Origin of the sequence: Microbacterium luteum, from assembly GCF_015277875.1 — a bacterium.
Lineage (GTDB): Bacteria > Actinomycetota > Actinomycetes > Actinomycetales > Microbacteriaceae > Microbacterium > Microbacterium luteum.
Map to the genome: position 1 here is coordinate 234,392 of NZ_CP063814.1, position 19,831 is coordinate 254,222.

At 70.2% G+C, this 19,831-nt stretch carries 16 protein-coding genes and 1 pseudogene; 13 read left to right on the forward strand and 4 right to left on the reverse strand.

Annotated features, from left to right (window positions below; genetic code table 11):
* Positions 1-66 precede the first annotated feature (66 nt).
* The 5 genes and pseudogenes from IM777_RS01155 to IM777_RS01175 form a co-directional block, all read left to right on the forward strand.
* Complete coding sequence (locus tag IM777_RS01155) at positions 67-1,347, forward strand: extracellular solute-binding protein (RefSeq protein WP_194384308.1); 1,281 nt, start codon at positions 67-69, stop codon at positions 1,345-1,347.
* A gap of 87 nt (positions 1,348-1,434) precedes the next feature.
* On the forward strand, positions 1,435-2,541 hold the full coding sequence (locus IM777_RS01160) for a carbohydrate ABC transporter permease (protein ID WP_194384309.1): 1,107 nt from the start codon (positions 1,435-1,437) through the stop codon (positions 2,539-2,541).
* Entirely contained in the window at positions 2,538-3,452 is a 915-nt protein-coding gene (locus IM777_RS01165) for a carbohydrate ABC transporter permease (RefSeq protein ID WP_071043406.1), read from the forward strand. The genes IM777_RS01160 and IM777_RS01165 overlap by 4 nt, the downstream gene beginning before the upstream one ends.
* A gap of 5 nt (positions 3,453-3,457) precedes the next feature.
* Complete coding sequence (locus IM777_RS01170) at positions 3,458-4,933, forward strand: GH1 family beta-glucosidase (protein ID WP_390178593.1); 1,476 nt, start codon at positions 3,458-3,460, stop codon at positions 4,931-4,933.
* A 24-nt stretch (positions 4,934-4,957) separates the two neighbouring features.
* Positions 4,958-5,992 (forward strand): annotated as a pseudogene (locus tag IM777_RS01175) (LacI family DNA-binding transcriptional regulator); the annotation flags it as partial.
* 18 nt (positions 5,993-6,010) lie between these two features.
* Here IM777_RS01175 and IM777_RS01180 read toward each other — a convergent pair.
* Both IM777_RS01180 and IM777_RS01185 read right to left on the reverse strand, forming a co-directional pair.
* A complete protein-coding gene (locus IM777_RS01180; RefSeq protein WP_071043405.1) occupies positions 6,011-6,895 on the reverse strand; it encodes a VOC family protein in 885 nt (294 codons plus the stop codon).
* A gap of 39 nt (positions 6,896-6,934) precedes the next feature.
* Entirely contained in the window at positions 6,935-8,254 is a 1,320-nt protein-coding gene (locus IM777_RS01185; protein WP_194384311.1) for a uracil-xanthine permease family protein, read from the reverse strand.
* Between the two features lie 386 nt (positions 8,255-8,640).
* Between IM777_RS01185 and IM777_RS17105 the strand changes: the two genes are divergently transcribed.
* Together IM777_RS17105 and IM777_RS01195 are read left to right on the forward strand one after the other, a co-directional pair.
* Entirely contained in the window at positions 8,641-8,940 is a 300-nt protein-coding gene (locus IM777_RS17105; protein ID WP_228480893.1) for a thioredoxin family protein, read from the forward strand.
* Positions 8,940-9,689, forward strand: a complete 750-nt coding sequence (locus IM777_RS01195; protein WP_194384313.1) for a cytochrome c biogenesis CcdA family protein — start codon at positions 8,940-8,942, stop codon at positions 9,687-9,689. The genes IM777_RS17105 and IM777_RS01195 overlap by 1 nt, the downstream gene beginning before the upstream one ends.
* A 21-nt stretch (positions 9,690-9,710) precedes the next feature.
* On the opposite strand, the gene IM777_RS01200 is transcribed toward IM777_RS01195, so the two are convergent.
* Positions 9,711-10,625 carry a phosphoribosylaminoimidazolesuccinocarboxamide synthase gene (locus IM777_RS01200; protein WP_228480894.1) on the reverse strand — a complete coding sequence of 305 codons (915 nt, stop codon included), beginning with the start codon at positions 10,623-10,625 and terminating at the stop codon, positions 9,711-9,713.
* A gap of 457 nt (positions 10,626-11,082) precedes the next feature.
* A complete protein-coding gene (gene purD, locus IM777_RS01205; RefSeq protein WP_194384315.1) occupies positions 11,083-12,354 on the reverse strand; it encodes a phosphoribosylamine--glycine ligase in 1,272 nt (423 codons plus the stop codon).
* A gap of 645 nt (positions 12,355-12,999) precedes the next feature.
* Between purD and IM777_RS01210 the strand changes: the two genes are divergently transcribed.
* The 6 genes from IM777_RS01210 to IM777_RS01235 all read left to right on the forward strand — a co-directional run bounded on the left by IM777_RS01210 (position 13,000) and on the right by IM777_RS01235 (position 19,809).
* Entirely contained in the window at positions 13,000-13,371 is a 372-nt protein-coding gene (locus IM777_RS01210) for a sterol carrier family protein (protein WP_194384316.1), read from the forward strand.
* Positions 13,372-13,486: 115 nt separating this feature from the next.
* Entirely contained in the window at positions 13,487-14,407 is a 921-nt protein-coding gene (locus IM777_RS01215) for an HtaA domain-containing protein (protein ID WP_194384317.1), read from the forward strand.
* Complete coding sequence (locus IM777_RS01220) at positions 14,404-15,498, forward strand: heme/hemin ABC transporter substrate-binding protein (protein ID WP_228480895.1); 1,095 nt, start codon at positions 14,404-14,406, stop codon at positions 15,496-15,498. Before IM777_RS01215 ends, IM777_RS01220 begins: the two co-directional genes overlap by 4 nt.
* Positions 15,495-16,568, forward strand: a complete 1,074-nt coding sequence (locus IM777_RS01225) for a FecCD family ABC transporter permease (protein WP_194384318.1) — start codon at positions 15,495-15,497, stop codon at positions 16,566-16,568. The genes IM777_RS01220 and IM777_RS01225 overlap by 4 nt, the downstream gene beginning before the upstream one ends.
* On the forward strand, positions 16,565-17,347 hold the full coding sequence (locus tag IM777_RS01230) for a heme ABC transporter ATP-binding protein (protein ID WP_194384319.1): 783 nt from the start codon (positions 16,565-16,567) through the stop codon (positions 17,345-17,347). Before IM777_RS01225 ends, IM777_RS01230 begins: the two co-directional genes overlap by 4 nt.
* Before the next feature lie 119 nt (positions 17,348-17,466).
* On the forward strand, positions 17,467-19,809 hold the full coding sequence (locus tag IM777_RS01235) for an HtaA domain-containing protein (protein ID WP_194384320.1): 2,343 nt from the start codon (positions 17,467-17,469) through the stop codon (positions 19,807-19,809).
* The last annotated feature ends 22 nt before the right edge of the window (positions 19,810-19,831 follow it).

Here is a 19,831-nt window from a genome sequence, read left to right on the forward strand (position 1 = left end):
GCTCTCATGACTTGCATGCGGCGAGCACCGGCATCCACCAGGACCCACACCACAAAGGAGTGACCCGTGAAATCACGCGCCTTGCGCCGCGCCGCTGCCGCGGCAGCCGCGGCATCCGCCACAGCCCTCGTCCTCGCCGGCTGTGCCGGCTCGTCGGACTCGTCGAGCAGTGGCTCGGGCGATGAAGAGGTCGAGCTGACGATCGCCACCTTCAACGACTTCGGCTACACCGATGAGCTCCTGCAGGAGTACATGGACGAGCACCCGAACGTCACGATCGTGCACAACCGCGCGGCCACCTCGAATGACGCCCGCGCCAACTACTTCCAGAAGCTCGGCAAGACCGGCCTCGCCGACATCGAGGCCATCGAGGTCGACTGGCTGCCCGAGGTGATGGAATACGCCGACCTGCTCGCCCCGGTTCCCACCGACCTGTCCGACCGCTGGCTCGACTGGAAGGTTGAGGCCGCCACCGACGCCGAGGGCAACCTCATCGGATACGGCACCGACATCGGGCCCGAGGGCGTGTGCTACCGCTCCGACCTGTTCGCCGAGGCGGGCCTGCCCACCGATCGCGACGAGGTCGCCGCGATGCTCGAGGGCGACTGGTCCACCTACTTCGAGATGGGCGAGCAGTACGTGGAGGCCACGGGGAACGCCTTCTTCGACTCCGCCGGCGGCACCTACCAGGGCATGGTCAACCAGCTGCCCGCTGCTTACGAAGACCCCGAGACGGGGGAGATCACCGCGACCGAGAACCCCGAGGTCGCCGACATCTACGACCAGGTGCTCGAGGCGAGTGCGGACCAGTCCGCCCACCTCGGTCAGTGGTCCGACGACTGGTTCGCCGGCCTGTCCAACGGCGCCTTCGCCACCATGCTCTGCCCGGGCTGGATGCTCGGCGTCATCGAGGGCAACGCAGCCGACACCACCGGCTGGGACATCGCGAACGTCTTCCCGAACGGCGGCGGCAACTGGGGCGGGTCGTACCTGACCGTCCCCGGCAACGGCGCCAACGTCGAGGCCGCGCAGGAACTGGCCGACTGGCTGACCGCTCCCGAGCAGCAGATCAAGGCGTTCGAGGCCGCTGGAACGTTCCCGAGCCAGAACGAGGCGCTCACCGACCCGACGCTGCTGGAGGCGACCAACGCCTACTTCAACGACGCACCGGTCGGATCGATCCTGAGTGACCGGGCCAACGCCGTCACCGTGTCGCCGTTCAAGGGCGAGTACTACTTCCAGATCAACGACGCGATGCAGCAGGCGCTGACCCGTGTCGAAGACGGGACGCAGGACGCCCAGACCTCGTGGGACCAGTGGGTCTCCGAAGTCGAGCTCATCGGCTGACACCCTTCGGGGGCGGGTGCGAGCGCGCACCCGCCCCCGAAGCGACGAGCGCCCCCGCCGTATCGCACGCATGAAACGAGGACCGTCGTGACCGCGACAACCACCCCGCCGAAGGCCCCGAGCCGGCGGAGCGAGACCCCCGAGCCGGAGCGCCCCGTCAAGCGGATCGCCTTCGGGCATCGGCTGAGCACCTGGGACCTGAAGTTCTCGCCCTACCTCTACATCTCGCCGTTCTTCATCCTGTTCGCGATCGTCGGGCTGTTCCCGATCGCCTACACCGCGGTCATCTCGTTCATGGACTGGGACCTGGTGCGAAACGCGGGCGAATTCGTCGGCTTCGAGCAGTACGGCTGGATCCTCGGGAACCCGAAGTTCTGGATCGCCCTGCGCAACACCTTCAGCATCTTCCTGCTGTCATCCATCCCGCAGCTGATCGCCGCGATCTTCATCGCCGCGATGCTCGACCAGAACATCCGCGCCAAGACCTTCTGGCGCATGGGGGTCCTCGCCCCCTATGTCATGGCTCCGGTGGCCGTCGCCCTCATCTTCAGCAACCTGTTCGGCGACCAGTACGGCCTCGTCAACACGACCCTGCAGAACCTCGGCATCCCCGCCATCCAGTGGCACTCGGATGCGTTCGCCAGCCACATCGCGATCGCGACGATGGTGAACTTCCGCTGGACCGGTTACAACACCCTCATCCTGCTGGCGGCGATGCAGGCCATCCCGCGCGACTACTACGAGGCCGCGACGGTCGACGGCGCGGGCAAGGTGCGCCAGTTCTTCTCGATCACCGTGCCGAGCCTGCGCCCGACGCTGATCTTCGTGATCATCACCTCCACCATCGGCGGTCTGCAGATCTTCGACGAGCCGCGCATGTACGACCAGTACGGCACCGGCGGGCCGAACTCGCAGTGGCTGACGATCACCCTCTGGCTCTACAACATCGGCTGGGGCGAATGGAACTTCGGCCGCGCCGCCGCCCTCGCGTGGATCCTCTTCATCATCATCCTGCTCATCGGCGTCATCAACCTGTTCGTCACCCAGGGGCTGGTGCGCACCGAAGGAACCCGCACCACCCAGACCCGATCCGAACGCCGCGCCGCCGCCCGATCCGCCCGGCTCGCCGTGCAGAGCGACGCTCGTGCGCGTGCCGCATCCGCGACCGGCCCGACCCGAGAGGACGAGCGATGAGCACCACCACCACTCCTCCCGTCACCATCGCCGACAGTGACATCCCCGCCGAGGAGAAGCGACGCCCGCGTCGCCGCCGCGCGATCCGCGGATCGCGACCGGGCTGGTTCGTCTACGGTGCGCTGGCGATCGTGCTCGGCGGGTCGCTGTTCCCCTTCTACTGGTCGTTCCTCATCGGATCCGGCGACGCCTCCACCATCCGCGACCCCGACATGTCGTGGCTGCCCGGCGGCAATTTCATCGACAACGCCCTCGCGGTCGTCAACGACCCGGCCGTGAACTTCTGGCTCGCGCTGTGGAACTCCATCTACAGCTCGGCGCTCATCGCCCTGTCCGTCGTGTTCTTCTCGACCCTCGCCGGCTGGGCCTTCGCGAAGCTGCGGTTCCGCGGTGCCAACTGGCTGCTCGTCTTCGTCATCGCCACGATGGCCGTGCCGATGCAGCTCGGCGTCGTTCCGCTGTACATCCTCTTCGCCGACCTCGGCTGGACCGGCCAGATCGGTGCGATCATCGTTCCGGCACTGGTGACGGCATTCGGGGTGTTCTGGATGACGCAGTACCTGCGCCAGTCCGTTCCCGACGAGCTCATCGAGGCGGCGCGCGTCGACGGTGCGACATCGTTCCGCACCTTCTGGACGATCGGCCTGCCCGCCGCGCGCCCGGCCGCCGCGATGCTCGGACTGTTCACGTTCGTGACCGCCTGGAACAACTTCTTCTGGCCGTTCATCGTGCTCGACCGGCAGAACCCGACGCTGCCGGTGGCGCTGTCGCTGCTGCAGTCGAACTACTTCGTCGACTACTCCATCGTGCTGGCGGGCGTGCTGCTGGCGACCATCCCCCTGTTGATCCTCTTCGTGTTCGTCGGCAAGCAGCTGGTGAGCGGCATCATGGCAGGAGCCGTGAAGGGATGAGCACCATGACCGCCACCACCTCCCGAGAGGACTCCCCCCGGATGACCGCCCCCTCGCGCCCGTTCCCGTCGGACTTCCTGTTCGGCGCCGCCACCGCGGCCTTCCAGATCGAAGGCGCGGCCCGCGAGGACGGTCGTCGCGACTCGATCTGGGACGCGTTCTGCCGGGTGCCCGACGCCGTGATCAACGGCGACAACGGCGACGTCGCCTGCGATCACTACCACCGCTACCGCGACGACGTCGCGCTCATGTCGGACATGGGCCTGAACACCTATCGCTTCTCGACGTCGTGGTCTCGCGTGCGGCCCGACGGCGGCGCGGTGAACGCGGCCGGCGTCGACTTCTACAAGCGTCTCGTCGATGAGCTGCTGGATGCCGGCATCCTGCCCTGGCTCACCCTCTACCACTGGGATCTGCCGCAGGCGCTGCAGGAGAAGGGCGGGTGGGCGAACCGCGACACGGCAGCCCGCTTCACCGAGTACGCGCTCGACATGCACGACGCCCTGGGCGACCGGGTGCGCGTGTGGACGACCCTCAACGAACCGTGGTGCTCGTCGTTCCTCAGCTACACCGCCGGCATCCACGCCCCCGGTCACTACAGCGTGGAAGAGGGCCTGCTCGCCTCGCACCATCTGCTGCTCGGGCACGGACAGACGATCTCGGCGCTCCGTGAGCGCGACGCGTCGCTGAACCTCGGCATCACGCTGAACCTCACCGTCGCCGACGCCGTGGATCCCGCCGACCCCGCCGACGCCGACGCCGCGCGTCGCATCGACGGACAGTTCAACCGCTGGTTCCTCGATCCGATCTTCCGCGGGGAGTACCCGGCGGACGTGGTCGAGGACATCCGGCGAGTGGATGCCGACGCCGTCGCCGCGTTCGAGACCGCCGTGCGGCCGGGCGACCTCGAGACGATCGCGAGCCGCATCGACTCGCTCGGCGTGAACTACTACCACGGCGAGTACGTGGGCGGTCACGAGCCGGAGGTCGCACCCGTCGGCGGCGATGCGCCCACCGCGCGTCCCGCGCACTCGGCGTTCCCCTCGCACGAGGGCATCTTCTGGCACGAGCGGGGACTTCCGCGCACCCCGATGCAGTGGGAGGTGCAGCCGGAAGGACTCACCCGCCTGCTGCAGCGGGTGTCGGCCGACTATGCGGGCCCGGCCGGGACGGCGCTGTACGTCACCGAGAACGGCGCCGCCTACGACGACGTCGCGATCGTCGAAGACGGCGAGACCCGTGTGCACGATGCCGACCGCGTCGAGTTCCTGCGCGGACACTTGGGCGCCGTGCTCGACGCGATCGAGGCCGGTGTCGAGGTCGGCGGGTACTTCTACTGGTCGATGCTCGACAACTTCGAGTGGGCGTGGGGCTACGAGAAGCGGTTCGGCATCGTGCGCGTGGACTACGCCACGCAGGAGCGGGCCGTGAAGGACAGCGGTCGCGAGTACGCTCGCATCATCGCCTCGCGCGCGCTGTGATCCCGCACCGCCCGATCGCGCAGGCGTAGGGAAGGAGTCGTGGTGACCACGTCGTCCGCAGCTCGCGGGGCCGTCACGATCGAGGAGGTCGCCGCCGAGGCCGGGGTGTCGAGGTCGACGGTGTCACGCGTCGTCAACGGTTCCCCCGCCGTCAGCCCGGAGGCCGTCGAAGCGGTCACCCGCGCGATCGCCGACCTCAACTACGTGCCCAACCGCGCCGCGCGCACCCTCGCCAGTCGTCAGACCCACGCGATCGCGCTGATCGTGCCCGAGGACACCACGCGGTTCTTCGGGGACCCGTTCTTCGCCTCGGTCGTCTCCGGCATCAATGCACGCCTCAGTCAGTCCGACTACGTGCTCAACCTCGTGATCGCGAGCGACGACCCGGGCGACAAGACCACGAGCTACATGCGCTCGGGTGCGGTCGACGGCGCCATCGTCGTCTCCCACCACACCAGCGACACGTACCTGGATCGCATCGCTGCCGCCGTCCCCGTCGTCTACGGCGGCCGTCCCGTGACCACGCGCGAACGCGACTACTACGTCGACGTCGACAACCGCCGCGGCGGCTACGAGGCGACCGCGCACCTGATCGGCAAGGGCCACCGCACGATCGCCTCGATCAGCGGCCCGCTCGACATGCCGGCGGCGATCGACCGCCTCCAGGGGTATCGCGATGCCCTCGCCGCCGCCGACCTCGCCGAGGGAATCGTCGAGGACGGCGACTTCACCACCGACGGCGGCGCCGCCGCGATGCGCCGCATGCTCGCGGCGGGTCCCTGCCCCGAAGCGATCTTCGTCGCGAGCGACCTCATGGCGCAGGGTGTGCTCAGCGTGCTGGCGGCCGAGGGCATATCGGTTCCCGGTGACGTCGCGATCGTCGGGTTCGACGATTCCCCGGTTGCGACATCCGTCACCCCACGGCTGACGACGGTTCGCCAGCCGTCGTTCGAGCAGGGCGAGCAGATGGCGAGCATGCTGCTCGACCGCCTCGCCGGGCTCGAGCCTGCCCACGTGACGGTGCTTCCCGCCGATCTCATCGTGCGCGACTCCGCCTGATCGCTGCACGGAGCCGCCTCACCCGCGGCCGGAGACCCCCGCGTGCAGCACGTTGTTCCAGGGGTCGTCGAAGGTGACGGTGCGGCCGTCGTCGCGCACCGGCACCCCGCGATCCCGAAGCCGTTCGCCCAGGGCGCCGAGGGCGTCGTCGTCGGGGAGCACCAGGTCCACGCGGCCCAGGCCGAGCGCGGGCATGCGCGGGCCGGCCCCCCGAGAATTCCAGACGTTCATCGCCATGTGATGGTGGTATCCGCCGGCGCTGACGAAGACGGCCTGGTTCCCGAGGGATGCGGTCACATCGAACCCCATCGTGTCGGCGTAGAACGCGCGCGCCGTGGCGGCATCCCCGACGGACAGATGCACGTGTCCGACCGCGGCGGGATCGTCGGCGGTGGCACCGAGCGCCGCCTCATCGGTGAGATGTTCGGAGAGGAACGCGTTCGGGTCGAGGAACAGCGTCGCCATCTCGACCTGGCCGTGGGTCCACGACCACTCCGTGCGCGCTCGATCCCAGTAGAGTTCGATGCCGTTGCCCTCGGGATCGGTGAGGTAGAACGCCTGACTGACGAGATGATCGGCCGAGCCGGTGAAGCTTCCCGGGGCGTGGCGCGCGACGGAGTACAGGGCGGCGGCCAGGGCGCGCTGGCTCTCGAAGAGGATCGCGGTGTGGAACAGCCCTGCCGATCCGGGAACGGCGTGCCGGAGCGTCGGCTCATGCCGCAGCACCAGGATTGCGTGCCCGGCACGGCCGAGGGTCGCCGACGTCGCGTCCTCGGCGAGCACCTGCAGAGTGACGACGTCGCGGTAGAAGCGCATCATCGCGTCGAGATCGGCGACGAGCAGCGTCACCGCGCCCATCGAGGTCGCGGACGCCAGCCGGTCGCCGCGGGTTTTCTCATTCATGGGAATGAACAACCGCGGCGACCGTCGTGGTGTTCCGGATCACTCCGGGTCGCCGCCGAGAGCCCCGACAGCCGGGATGGGGCCACCGTCGTCGGCGCCGGTTCTGCGGGCGCGGGCGATCGCGTTGCCGAGGTGGTAGATCAGCAGCGCCGCGGCGGAGCCGATGACGATGGCTCCCAGCTGGAAGTCGCCCCACTGCATCGTGAATCCGGCGATGGCGACGACCAGCGCGACGGCTCCGGTGTACTGGTTGACCGGACGCGAGAAGTCCACGCGGTTGTCGACCCAGATCTTGATGCCGATGATGCCGATGAGGCCGTACAGCGCGGTCGTCACCCCGCCGAGCACGCCCGCGGGGATCGAGTTGAACAGCTCGCCCACCTTCGGCGACAGGCTGAGCAGGATGGCGGTTGCGCCGGCGACCCAGTACGCCGCCGTCGAGTACACCCGTGTAGCGGCCATCACGCCGATGTTCTCGCCGTAGGTGGTCGTTCCCGAGCCGCCGAACAGGCCCGCGACGGTGGTCGCCGCGCCGTCGGCGAGGAGCGCGCGGCCGGTGTGACGGTTGACCGATGCATCCGTCATCGCCGCGACCCCCCGCACGTGGCCGACGTTCTCGGCGATCAGCACCAGCACCACCGGCAGGAACATCGCGATCACCCCCCACGTCTGGGGCGAGGCGAAGTCGGCGATCTGGAAGGGCGGCAGGCCCACCCAGGCGGCCTCGTTCAGCGCCGTGAAGTCGACCTCGCCCGAGAGAAGGGCGACGACGTAGCCGACGATCACGCCGAGGAAGATCGAGATGCGGCCGAGGAAGCCGCGGAAGAGAACGCTGAACAGCACCACGGAGACGAGCGTGATGGTCGCCGTCAGGGGCTGCTGCTGGAAGTTGTCCCACGCCACCGGGGCGAGGTTGAAGCCGATGAGGGCCACGATTGCACCGGCGACGACCGGCGGCATGAGGCGGTCGATCCATCCGAGTCCGGCGACCTGCACGATCACGCCCACGGCCGCCAGCAGCACGCCGACGGCGACGATGCCCGCGAGCGCCGACCCCATGCCCGCGGTGGCGGTGGCGGCGGTGACCGGAGCGATGAATGCGAACGACGAACCCAGGTAGCTGGGAAGCTTGTTGCGCGTGATCAGCAGGAACAGGATCGTGCCCACGCCCGAGAACAGCAGCGTCGTGGGCACGGGGAATCCGGTGAGCACCGGCACGAGGAACGTCGCACCGAACATCGCGATGACATGCTGCATGCCGATCGCTATCGTGGCGGGCCAGTTCAGCCGCTCCCCGGGCGCCACCACCTTGCCGGGCTCGACGGTTCGACCGTTTCCGTGCAGGGACCAGACAGGCATACGTGCTCCTCGAGGCTGGGCGACAGGCGAATCCGCGCCGCCGACACGATATCGGGTGTCGGCGGCGGCATCCGTCAGCGCTTCGTCATGCTTTCGGCGCGTCCGGCGGGGGAGGATGGATGCATGAAGCGCGGAACCGTCGTCGCCCTCGCCGTCGCGGGCCTTCTGGTCGTCGGTGTCGGGGGCGCGGTCGCCCTGTCCGTGACCGGCGGTGGAGAGCCCGCCGCGGTCGAGACGCCCACGAGCGAGGCGGATCCCACGGGGAGGCGGATCCCACGGGCGAGGCGGAAGAGTCCGACGCCGATGCCGGGGGGTCCGACGCGGCCGATGGCGACGAGGCGGCGGATGCCGGCGACGCGGCCGCCGGGGCCTCGCCCGGTGCGTACGTGGAGTACAGCGAGAGCGCGCTCGCCGCGGCCGAGGGCACGCGCGTGCTGTTCTTCCACGCCACGTGGTGTCCGCAGTGCCGCGCGCTCGACGACGACATCGTCGCGCAGGGCGTGCCCGACGGGGTGACCGTGCTCAAGGTCGACTACGACACGCAGCAGGACCTGCGGCAGCGATACGACGTCCGTCAGCAGACGACGGTCGTCGCGCTGGACGACAGCGGTGCCGCGACGGCGTCGTTCGTGCCCTATGACGACCCGACGCTCGAGACGGCGCTGACCGGCCTCGGCCTGGACTGATGCTCGGGCTCACGCTGGTGGCGTTCGCGGCGGGTGTGCTCACGGTGCTCGCGCCGTGCGTGCTGCCGCTGCTGCCCGTGATCGTCGGCGGCACCGCGGCGCGCACCCGGGCCGATGCCGGCATCGCCGAGCGGCAGTGGTTCCGGCCGTTGGTCATCGCGGGATCCCTGGCGGCCTTGGTGATCGCCTTCACCCTGCTGCTGAAGGCGACCTCGGCGCTCCTCGGCGTGCCGGCATGGATCTGGCAGGCCGTCTCGGGCGTCATCGTCGCCGTGCTCGGCCTCACGATGCTCTTCCCGGCGCTGTGGGAGCGGGTCACCGTCGCCACCGGGCTGCAAGCCGGCGGCGGTCGCCTGCTCGATCGCGGATACCGTCGCGGCGGGCTCACGGGCGACGTCGCCCTGGGCGCCGCGCTCGGTCCGGCCTTCAGCAGCTGCTCGCCCACCTACGCGCTCATCGTGGCGACCGTGCTTCCCGCGAGCTTCGCCGCCGGCACGGTCTACGTCACCGCCTACGCGATCGGTCTCGCGCTCGCTCTGCTCGGGGTGGCGCTCGCCGGCACGGCGATCGTGCGCAGGCTCGGCTGGCTGAGCGACCCGCACGGCGTGTTCCGCCGCGTTGTCGGCGGCATCCTGCTCGTCGTGGGGGTGGGTGTCGCGCTCGGGTGGGACCGCGTGCTCCAGACCTGGGTGCTCGACCAGGGCTGGTACGAGCCGATCGAGAACCTCGAGCGCCTTCTCCTCGGCTGACGACACCGCCTCCGGTGGGGGTCAGGCGGTGAGGCGGTCCAGGAGCTCGCGGTAGCGGGCGGCGGTGCGCTCGACGATCTCGGCGGGGAGCTCGGGAGGCGTTCCGGTCTTGTCCCAGTGCGCGGCGAGCCAGTTGCGCACGATCTGCTTGTCGAAGCTCGCCATGCGCTCGGCGGGGGTCGAGCCGTCTCGCCACGCATCCGCATCCCAGTATCGTGACGAGTCGCTCGTGAGCACCTCGTCGGCCAGGGTCAGGGTGCCCTCGGCATCGAGGCCGAACTCGAACTTCGTGTCCGCGAGGATCAGCCCCGCAGCCTCGGCAGTGGCGGCGGCGCGGGTGTAGATCGCCAGCGACGCGTCGCGCAGGGCCGCCGCCTGATCCTCGCCGACGAGCTCGACGGACTGCTCGAACGTGATGTTCTCGTCGTGCTCGCCCAGGGGGGCCTTGTAGGCCGGGGTGTAGAGCGGCTCGGGAAGGCGGTCGCCGTCCTCGAGCCCCGCCGGCAGCAGAATGCCGCAGACGGTGCCCGACGAGACGTACTCCTGATAGCCGGAACCCGTGAGGTAGCCCCGCACGACGCACTCGATCGGCAGCATGTCGAGAGAGCGCACGACCATCGCGCGGCCCGCCACCGCAGCCGGCGGCTCGGCGCCGTCGACGATGTGATTCGGAATGCGCGGACCGCCGTCGGAGCCCGCGAGGCGGTCGAACCACCACATGCTGAGGCGCGTCAGCAGTTCGCCCTTGCCCGGGATGCCGGGGGAGAGCACATGGTCGAAAGCCGACACGCGGTCGCTCGCGATCACGAGCATCCGATCGGCGTCTGCAGCGTCGGCCACGTCGGCGGGAACGTACAGGTCGCGGACCTTGCCCGAGTAGACGTGACGCCAACCGGGCAGGTCGGCCGAGGCGGGGGCGGGTGCGTCGGTGCTCACCCGCCCATTATCCCGGTCGCCCCGGGCCGCGACCTGCCGCTCCACCCGGCCGCGCGGTTCACAACTCCTCAAACGGGACATGCGCAGCGGTGAAATCGCCCCGTTCTGCCGTCGCGGCAGCCGTTTGTGCGGAGTTACGCACGCGCCGCCGCGTGGGCGGGGCGCCGCCGCGTGGCAACCGATGCGACGTGGCGGTCGGCATCCCCCGGGCGGCGACCTGCCGCTCCGCCCCGGGCGCGGTTCACAACTCCTCAAACGTGCGCGCATGTCGGGCGAAACGGCGGCGGATGAGCCCGTGGCGGTCGGAATCTGCGGAGTTGTGAACGAGCGAGCGAGGCTGCGGGAGGCGGAAAGGCCTCGAGGGCGCGTGGTTGGGGCTCAGGCGACGGAAGTGTGCACCGCGAGCGAGGCTGCAGGCGGCAGCGTGGTCGGCGTGGCCGCCGCGGCGCGATCCGAATCAGGCGTCGGCGGCGCGTGCGGCGATGTCGCGGCGGTGCTGGCCGCCCTCAAGGCCGATCGCGTCGACGCCGCGGTAGACGCGATCGCGCGCGTCTGCCAGTGACGACCCGACGCCGACGACGCTCAGCACGCGTCCGCCGGTGGCGAGGAATTCGCCGTCGTGCAGCGCGGTCGCGGCGTGGGCGAGGTGCACCCCGTCGAGGGCTTCGGCCCGGTCGAGGCCTGACAGTGTGCGTCCGGTCGCCGGGGATGCGGGATACCCCTCGCTCGCGATCACGACGGTGACCGTCGCGGCATCCGAGAACGACGGGCGGTCGTGGTCCTCGAGGTGTCCCGACGCCGCGGCCAGCAGCAGCTCCGACAGCGGATCGGCGAGGCGCGGAAGCACGACCTGCGTCTCGGGGTCGCCGAACCGCGCATTGAATTCGATCACCTTCACACCCGTGTCGGTGAGGATGAGGCCCGCGTACAGAAGCCCGATGAACGGCGTACCCTCGGCATCGAGCTGGCGGATGACGGGCTCGGCGATCTCGCGGGTGACGAGGTCGACGAAGGCGTCTTCGCCGCCGAAGCCGTCGGCCAGCCACGGCAGTGGTGAGTAGGCGCCCATGCCGCCGGTGTTGGGACCGGCGTCGTCGTCGGCGAGGCGCTTGAAGTCCTGTGCCGGGCTGAGCGGTAGTACGTGGTCGCCGTCGGACAGGAAGAACAGCGAGACCTCGGGGCCGGCCAGGAACTCCTCGACGAGCACCGGCCCGCTCGGGAGATACTGCGCGGCGTGGGCGAGGGCGGCGTCGCGGTCGCCGGTGACGATGACGCCCTTGCCCGCGGCGAGTCCGTCGGCCTTCACGACGTGCGGCGAGCCGAGGTCGTCGAGGGCGGCCTCGACCTCGTCCGGCGTGGCGGCGCGCACGGCGCGGCCGGTCGGCACGCCGGCGGCATCCATCACCCGCTTGGCGAAGGCCTTCGAGCCCTCCAGCTGCGCGGCGGCGGCGCCCGGACCGAAGACGGGGATGCCGCGCTCGCGGAGTGCGTCGGCGACGCCCGCCACGAGGGGCGCCTCAGGGCCGATGACGACCAGGTCGACGGCGTTCTCCATGGCGAACGTGGTCACCGCGACGGGATCGTTCGGGTCGAGGCTGACCAGAGTGGCGTCACGCCCCATGCCGGCATTCCCCGGCGCAGCAAGGATGTCGTGCGCGGCCTGCTCGGACCGGAGAGCGAGGATGATGGCGTGCTCGCGGGCACCCGAGCCGAGAACGAGGATCTTCACCCCGCCAGCCTAACCGCGGCCTTCTTCCGCCTTCTCGTCTTCCGGCCCTTGACCTTCGCCGTCTGGGCCCTCCTCCGCCTTCTCGTCTTCCGGCGCTTGACCTTCGCCGTCTGGACCCTCCTCCCTCATCCGCGCCTCAACTCAGGCTGTGTGTCGGCTTGTGGCTGAAGACAGCCGGGTTTCGGGGGTAGATCCCGCTCCCAGCCTGAGTTAGGGCCGGGTGGCCTGGGTCGGAGGGCCGGGTGGCCGGGTGGCCGGGTGGTCGAAGGGCCGGGTGGCTGGGTCGGAGGGCCGGGTGGTCGGAGGGTCGGGTGGCTGGTGGCGAGCGGCCGGTGGCGGGTAGGTCAGCGTCGGCCGTGGTGTGTGGCCGTGCGGCGGGGCTGCTCGGCGATTGCGCCTCCTGCGCCGTGCCCCAACTCAGGACGGGTGTCGGGTTGTGGCCGAATAGGCCGGATTTTGGAAGTCGATGCCGCCCCCAGCCTGAGTTAGGACCGGGTGAGACGCGGCGGGGGCCAGGATCCGCGGGTGGCCGGTGGCCGGTGGCCGGTGCGGGTGGCGGGTGGCGGGGTCGGGAGGTCCGGGATCGCCGGTTGCCGGGATGGCGGGTGGCGGGTGGCGACGGCCGAGCGGGGATAGCCTCAAGGAATGGCTCGGAAGATCACGACGGATGAAGGCCGCGCCGCGCTCGCGGCTGTGAGCGGCGCCGCGGCGGCCGGCGGCGAACCCGTCCGCGCCGACCTCGGCACCGGCGTGCGTTACCTGCTGCAGTTGCTCGCCGAGAAGGCGCCGGGGAACTCCGTCGAGGTGCGCGTGCCGCCGTTCGGCGCCGTCCAGGTCGTGGAAGGTCCGCGCCACACCCGAGGAACTCCGCCGAACGTCGTCGAAATGACGCCCGCCACGTGGATCGCCCTGGCGACGGGAGAGTCGACATGGTCGGATGTCGCCGGCACCGCGCAGCTGAGCGCGTCGGGCACGCGTGCCCGGGAGATCGCCGCTCTGCTTCCGCTCCGGCCCTGACGGACTGTGCGATGCCCGGGCGGGTGCGGGAATGCGCCGGCGCGGCGGGTGGGATAGATTAGGTTAGCCCACCCTAAGTAGGCGATTTTTCGCCTCGTGCATGTCAGGAGTCCGCGTGCGCTCTGCCCGTTCGACCCCCTCTCCCCGCCCCATCGGACCCGCGCACGCCGCCGGCCCCGCCCGCCGGGTCCGTGTCGTCCTGGCTTCCGCCCTCGCGACATCCGTTGGCGCTCTCACCGCGGTCGCCGCGGCGCCCGCCGCGACCGCGGCGACGACGCCGACCCCGGAGGCGACCACCTGTCAGGTCGTCGAGGCCCACGCGTCATGGGGGTTCAAGGAGTCCTTCCGGTCCTACATCTCGGGATCGATCGCGCACGGTGAATGGGAGACCTCGGGGGACGTGTCCTACGCCACGCCGGAGTTCCTCTTCGCGTCATCGGCGGGTGAGGTCTCCTCCGACGGTTCTGCCGGGACGGTCCCGGTCGACGGCGGCATCCACTTCACCGGCCACGACGGGCTTCTCGACACGACGGTCGAGAACCCTTCGCTCGTCATCGTCGACGCCGCCACGGCGCAGATCGTCGTCGACATCACCGGCGTCTCGATGGAAGATGCGATGGCCGGAGACGCCACCGCTGAGACGCTGACCGAGGTCGGCTTCGTCGAGGTCGACCTCGGGGGGATGACCGTGACCACCGACGGCGACAGCGTCACCCTCGCGGTCGAGGATGCTCCGACAGCGATCACCGAAGACGGGTTCGCCGCGTTCGGCAGCTACGAGCCGGGTACCGCCTTCGATCCGCTGAGCTTCACCATCGTCGCCGAGTGCCCGGCCGCCGCCTCTCCGACCCCCGAGCCCAGCACGTCGACCGTTGACGCCGCCGCAGTCGACGTCGATCCGCCGGCGGCGACCGCCGACAACGCCTCGTGGCTCGTGTGGACCGGCATCGGCGCGGTGATCGCGGCGGCGGCGACGGCTGCCGTCGTCGTGCCGCGCCGCCGTCGTCGCGGAGGCGATTCCGAGGTGGCCCCGTGAGACGACGCGCGACGGTCATGCTCTTGGGCGTCCTTCTGATCGTCACGGGATGCGCAACCGCGCCTTCCGCTGCGGACGAGACCGTGACGGCCTCCGCCCAGGTGCCGTTGAGCGACGTCGTGCCGCTGGCGGATCCGCGCGCGTGGACGGGGGAGTCCACGGCGGTCATCGACGAGGCGGAGATTGTGCCGGTGGTCGAATCCCCGTCGCAGGAGCTGCCGGCCGAGGTCGTCTCGCACGACCTCGGCGGCGACACCGACGTCGTCGTCTCCGACACGTCGCGCGTGGTCGCGATGGATCTCTCGGGGTCGCTCGCCGCCACCGTGTGGGGCCTCGGCTTCGGTGAGACGCTCGTCGGCCGCGACGTGTCGACGACCTTCCCAGGCGCCGTGGATCTGCCCGTCATCACCACCGACGGCCACAGCGTCAATGCCGAGGCGGTCATCGCCCTGGCGCCCACACTGGTCCTCACCGACGGGAGCATCGGGCCACGGGATGTGGTCGAGCAGCTTCGTGACGTCGGCATCACGGTCGTCTTCGTCGAGGAGTCCGCCTCCCTCGACGGGGCCGCCGAGCTCGCGCGCGACGTCGCTGCGGTGTTCGGTGCCCCCGAAGCCGGAGAGCTCCTGGCCGATCGGATCGACGCCGAGCTCGCCGAGGTGTCCGCCCAGATCGCACGTCTCGCGCCTTCCGATCCGGATGATCGGCTGCGCATGGTGTTCCTCTACCTGCGGGGCACGGCCGGGGTCTACTACCTGTTCGGCGAAGAATCCGGGGCCGACACCCTGATCGAAGGCCTCGGGGGCGTGGATGTGGCCGGAGAACTCGGGTGGCGGGGGATGCAACCGCTCACGGACGAGGCCATGGTCGCCGCCGATCCTGACCTCATCCTCGTCATGACCGGTGGCATCGAATCCGTGGGCGGTGTGGATGGACTGCTCGCCGACAAGCCGGCCATCGCCCTCACCTCAGCCGGCGAGCACCGCCGCTTCGTGGACATGGCCGACGGGCAGATCCTCTCCTTCGGGCCGCGATCGGCCGACGTGCTCGCTGCGCTCGCCCGGGCGATCTACGCCCCGGACGAGCGGTGACCGCTCCCGCGGCGACCACTCCGGCCGCTACCGCGCGTCGTGTGCGTCGGAGCGTCGTCATCGGATCAGGACTGCTGCTGCTGGTCATCGGCATCGTGCTTTCGGCCGGCATCGGGCAGCTGCCGATCGGCCCCCCGGAGGTGGTCGGATCGCTGTTGCGCGCCGCCGGGATCGACAACGCCTGGGCGCCGGTGGACCCGCTCATCGAGCAGACGCTCTGGCAGATCCGGCTCCCTCGCGTGGTGATGTCGGTCGCGGTCGGCGCGCTCCTCGCCGTTGCCGGGGCCGTGATGCAGGCGATCTTCGCCAATCCGCTGGCCGAGCCCGGCGTCGTCGGTGTCTCCTCGGGCGCCGCCGTCGGTGCGGCGATCGCCATCACGATCGGCGCGACGGCCTTCGGCTCCTGGGGCAGCGCGCTCTTCGCGTTCGCCGGCGGACTCGCGGCCACGCTCGTCGTCTATGCCGCGGCGCGCTCGCAGGGGCGCACCGAGGCCGTCACCCTGCTGCTCACCGGAATCGCCGTGAACGCGTTCGCGGGAGCGGCGCTGGCTCTGCTCATGTTCGTCGGCGACACCGCCTCGCGGGAGCAGATCATCTTCTGGCAGCTCGGATCGATGAACGGCACCCGGTGGTCGGAGGTGGCGATCACGGTCGTCGTGGGCACGGCGGCCGCGGCCGCCACGATCGGCCTCGCGCGGCGGTACGACCTTCTCGCGCTCGGCGATCGCACCGCGGCGCACCTCGGCGTGAAGATCGAGAGGCTGCGTCTGGTCTCGATCGTGCTGGTGGCTCTCCTCACCGGTGTCGCGGTCGCGTTCGTTGGCATCATCGCGTTCGTCGGCCTCGTCGTGCCGCATGTCGCCCGCATGCTCCTGGGTCCCTCGAACCGGGTCCTGCTTCCGGTGTCGTTGATCGGAGGCGCGACGATGCTCGTCTACGCCGACCTCCTCGCCCGCACCATCGTGCCCGCGGCCGACCTGCCGATCGGCGTTCTCACCTCGCTCATCGGCGGCCCCTTCTTCTTCTGGCTCATCCGCCGCAACCGGCGCCGCGCTGGAGGATGGGCATGACCGCCGCGGCGATCGCCGCGCGGCACGTCACGTATCGCGTCGGGTCGACGACCATCCTCGACGACGTGTCCATCGAGGTCGCGTACGGGCGCCTTCTCGCGCTCGTCGGGCCCAACGGCGCGGGCAAGTCGTCGCTCCTGCGTGTGCTCACCGGTGACGCGCATCCCGCCCCTGGCGAGGTGCTGATGGATGGCGCGCCGATGCGCGCCCTGTCTCCGCGCGAGCTCTCCCGCCGGCGTGCGGTTCTGCCGCAGGAGAATCAGGTGGCCTTCGCGTTCACGGCCCGCGAGGTGATCGAGATGGGCCGCTCTCCCTGGATCGGCACGGATCGCGCCGACCTCGACGTCGACGTGATGAGCCGGGCGATCCATCGTGCTGACGTCGGCCATCTGCTCGACCGCGAAGTGCCCTCGCTGTCCGGGGGCGAACGAGCTCGCGTCTCGCTGGCACGCGTGCTTGCGCAGGACACGGCCGTGGTGATGCTCGATGAGCCGACTGCCGCTCTGGATCTGAGGCATCAGGAGGACGTGCTCAGCACCGCGCGGGATCTCGCCCGGGATGGCCGGGCCGTCGTGGTCGTGCTGCACGATCTCTCCCTCGCGGCCGCCTACGCGGACGATGTCGCGATGGTCGACCGTGGATCGGTGGTGGCGCACGGATCTCCGCAGACGGTGCTGACGGGGGATCGGGTCGAGGAGATCTACGGTACGCCGGTGCGCGTAGCGGCCGACCACGATACGGGGCGGCCGCTCATCCTGCCGCGGCGAACGGTCGGCTGACAAACGCCTGAGAGTAGGTTAGGTTAACCTCAGCAAGGTTTGCCTAACCTCAAACTTTGACGCGCAATGGAGCGCATTCTCGTTTCCTTCCTTCCCGAGGAGTACCCGTGGATATTGCTGTGCGTGCACGTTGGCGCGCTCTGGCGAGCGTTCTCATCGCCGCCCTCATCGCCTCCGCCTCCATCGTCGGCGTCGCCCTTCCCGCGCACGCCGCGGTCGGTGTCTCCGTTCCCGAGGCTCCCCGAGAGGGCGGCACGGTGACGGTGAGCGGTTCAGGATTCGATCCGTCGGGGTTCGGCATCTACCTGGGTCTGCGCGTCGTCGGAGCGGCTGAAGACACCTACACCGTCTGGATCGACGACACGAACACCACGGGAGAGATCCCCGGGTTGGGTGCCACGGCTCCGATGAACGCCGACGGCTCCTTCGCCGTCGAGGTGCCCGTTCCCGCCTTCGCCGAGGGTGTGTCGTACGCGATCGTCACGCGCGCGGCGCACGGTGTCCAGGACCCGACGCAGGCGTCGACGACGCCCGTCGCGTACGCCGCGGCGCCTGAGCCGGAGCCGACCGTGGATCCCGAACCCGAGCCGACGACGGAGCCAGAGCCGGAGCCGACCGTCGACCCGACGCCGGAGCCCACGGTCGACCCGACGCCGGAGCCCACTCCGACGACCTCTCCGACGCCGGAGCCGAAGCCGGTTGTGCCGACGCTGAGTGTGTCGCAGGTGACGGATCTGGATCCGGAGGGTGCGACGATCACCGTCACGGGTGAGGGGTACAGCACGGAGGCGCTGGCGATCTACGGACCTTCCGCTGGTCAGCCCGCCGGTGTGTATGCGCAGGTCGGTTGGCTTGCTGACACGTGGCGTCCGTCGGAGGGTGCGGCTTCGTCCGACCGTTCGAACGCGTACTCGGTGTGGGTGCAGGGTGCCAACGAGGTAGCGCCGTATGTGAAGTGGACCGATAACGGAGACGGCACCGCCGATTTCGTGTGGGAGGTCACGATCGACCAGGAGGCTCTCGCGGAGGAGGAGATCCCGGGTGGGCGCCTGGCCGTCTTCACCGTCGGTGCCGGTGGTGTCGTTCAGGCAGTCAACGAGCTCGCCGTCGACATCGCCTTCGCCGAGCCCGAGCCCGAGCCCGAGCCGGTCGGACCGACGCTGACGGTCGCTCCGGATGCGGATCTCGACCCGGCCGTGGAGAACATCCTCACGGTGAGCGGCGAGGGGTACGAGGGTGCGGGCGCCGTCAACGGCGTCTACGTGCTCTTCGGCGAGACCGCCGTGTGGTCAGGCGAGACGCCGCTGCCGAGCGATGGGTGGATCACCCAGGGATGGGTCATGCCCGCTCAGATCGTCGACGGTGCCTTCACGACGACGGTGACCGTTCCTGCGGGATCGATGGAGACCGGGGTGGACTACCAGGTGGCGACGAGCGCGGCGCACGGCCTCTCGCAGACCGACCGGTCGATGGATGCCTTCGCGGCCGTGACCGTCGCCGAGCCGACGGAGCCGTACATCGCCTTCCAGGGCGGCTCGACCGTCCGCCAGGGCGAGGAGCTGACCATCACGGCGGGCGGGCTCGAGGCCGGGAGCACGGTCACCGCGACCGCGTTCTCCGACCCGGTCGTGATCGGGTCGCAGACGGTGACCGACTCCGGCCGTGCCTCGTTCGCGTGGACCGTGCCTGCGGACTTCCCGGTCGGCGAGCACCGCATCGAACTCTCCGCGGCGGGAGAGGTGATCGTCTCGGCTCCCTTCGTGGTCGAATCGGCCGCCCAGCTGCCGACGGTCGACGCGGACCCGGTCGCCGCCGACACAGCCGATGCCTGCGTGGCGCGCGACGTCTCCGGAGCGACCCTGCAGTGGAGCGTGAAGGAGAGCTTCCGGTCCTACATCGACGGTCCGATCGCGAACGGCTCGTACTCGATCGGGTGGGGAGCGGGATCGGGCGCCTACAGCACCGAGACCGACCGCGGACTCGTCTCGTACGGCGGATCGGCCACCTTCACCGGCCACGACGGACTTCTGGACCTGACGATCTCCAGCCCGCGCATCCAGGTGCACAGTGCGACCTCCGCGTCGTTGATCGTCGACGTGCAGTCGGCGGGCTACAACGGCAGCTCTGACGTGAACGCATCGGGCGTGGTCTTCGCTTCGCTGTCGTTGCCGGCGGCAGCGGAGTCCGGGTCCCAGGTCAGCTGGACGGGCGCCGCCGCCACCCTCACGGCCGCCGGCGCAGAGGCCTTCGCCGGCTTCTACGAGGCGGGCACGGCGCTCGACCCGGTGTCGTTCGCCTTCCCGCTGGGGGCGGAGGTCGAGTGCGACTCGACCACCGATGGAAGCCTCGCTGCCACGGGTGGCGAGCAGCAGGGCGGTCTCGCGTGGGCGGCCCTCGGAATGCTGATCGCCGGCGCCGCTCTGGTGGTCGCCCGCCGCCGCACGGCCGCATCCGTGCGATGAGACTCACGGCGCGTCGCCCCGG

Excerpts from the sequence above, each read along its gene's own strand:
- IM777_RS01170 (WP_390178593.1), top strand. The coding sequence starts at position 3,458 with ATGACCGCCACCACCTCCCGAGAGGACTCCCCCCGGATGACCGCCCCC.
- IM777_RS01185 (WP_194384311.1), bottom strand. The coding sequence starts at position 8,254 with ATGCCTGTCTGGTCCCTGCACGGAAACGGTCGAACCGTCGAGCCCGGC.
- IM777_RS01210 (WP_194384316.1), top strand. The coding sequence starts at position 13,000 with ATGGCTCGGAAGATCACGACGGATGAAGGCCGCGCCGCGCTCGCGGCT.
- IM777_RS01165 (WP_071043406.1), top strand. The coding sequence starts at position 2,538 with ATGAGCACCACCACCACTCCTCCCGTCACCATCGCCGACAGTGACATC.
- IM777_RS01230 (WP_194384319.1), top strand. The coding sequence starts at position 16,565 with ATGACCGCCGCGGCGATCGCCGCGCGGCACGTCACGTATCGCGTCGGG.
- IM777_RS01195 (WP_194384313.1), top strand. The coding sequence starts at position 8,940 with ATGCTCGGGCTCACGCTGGTGGCGTTCGCGGCGGGTGTGCTCACGGTG.
- IM777_RS01180 (WP_071043405.1), bottom strand. The coding sequence starts at position 6,895 with ATGAATGAGAAAACCCGCGGCGACCGGCTGGCGTCCGCGACCTCGATG.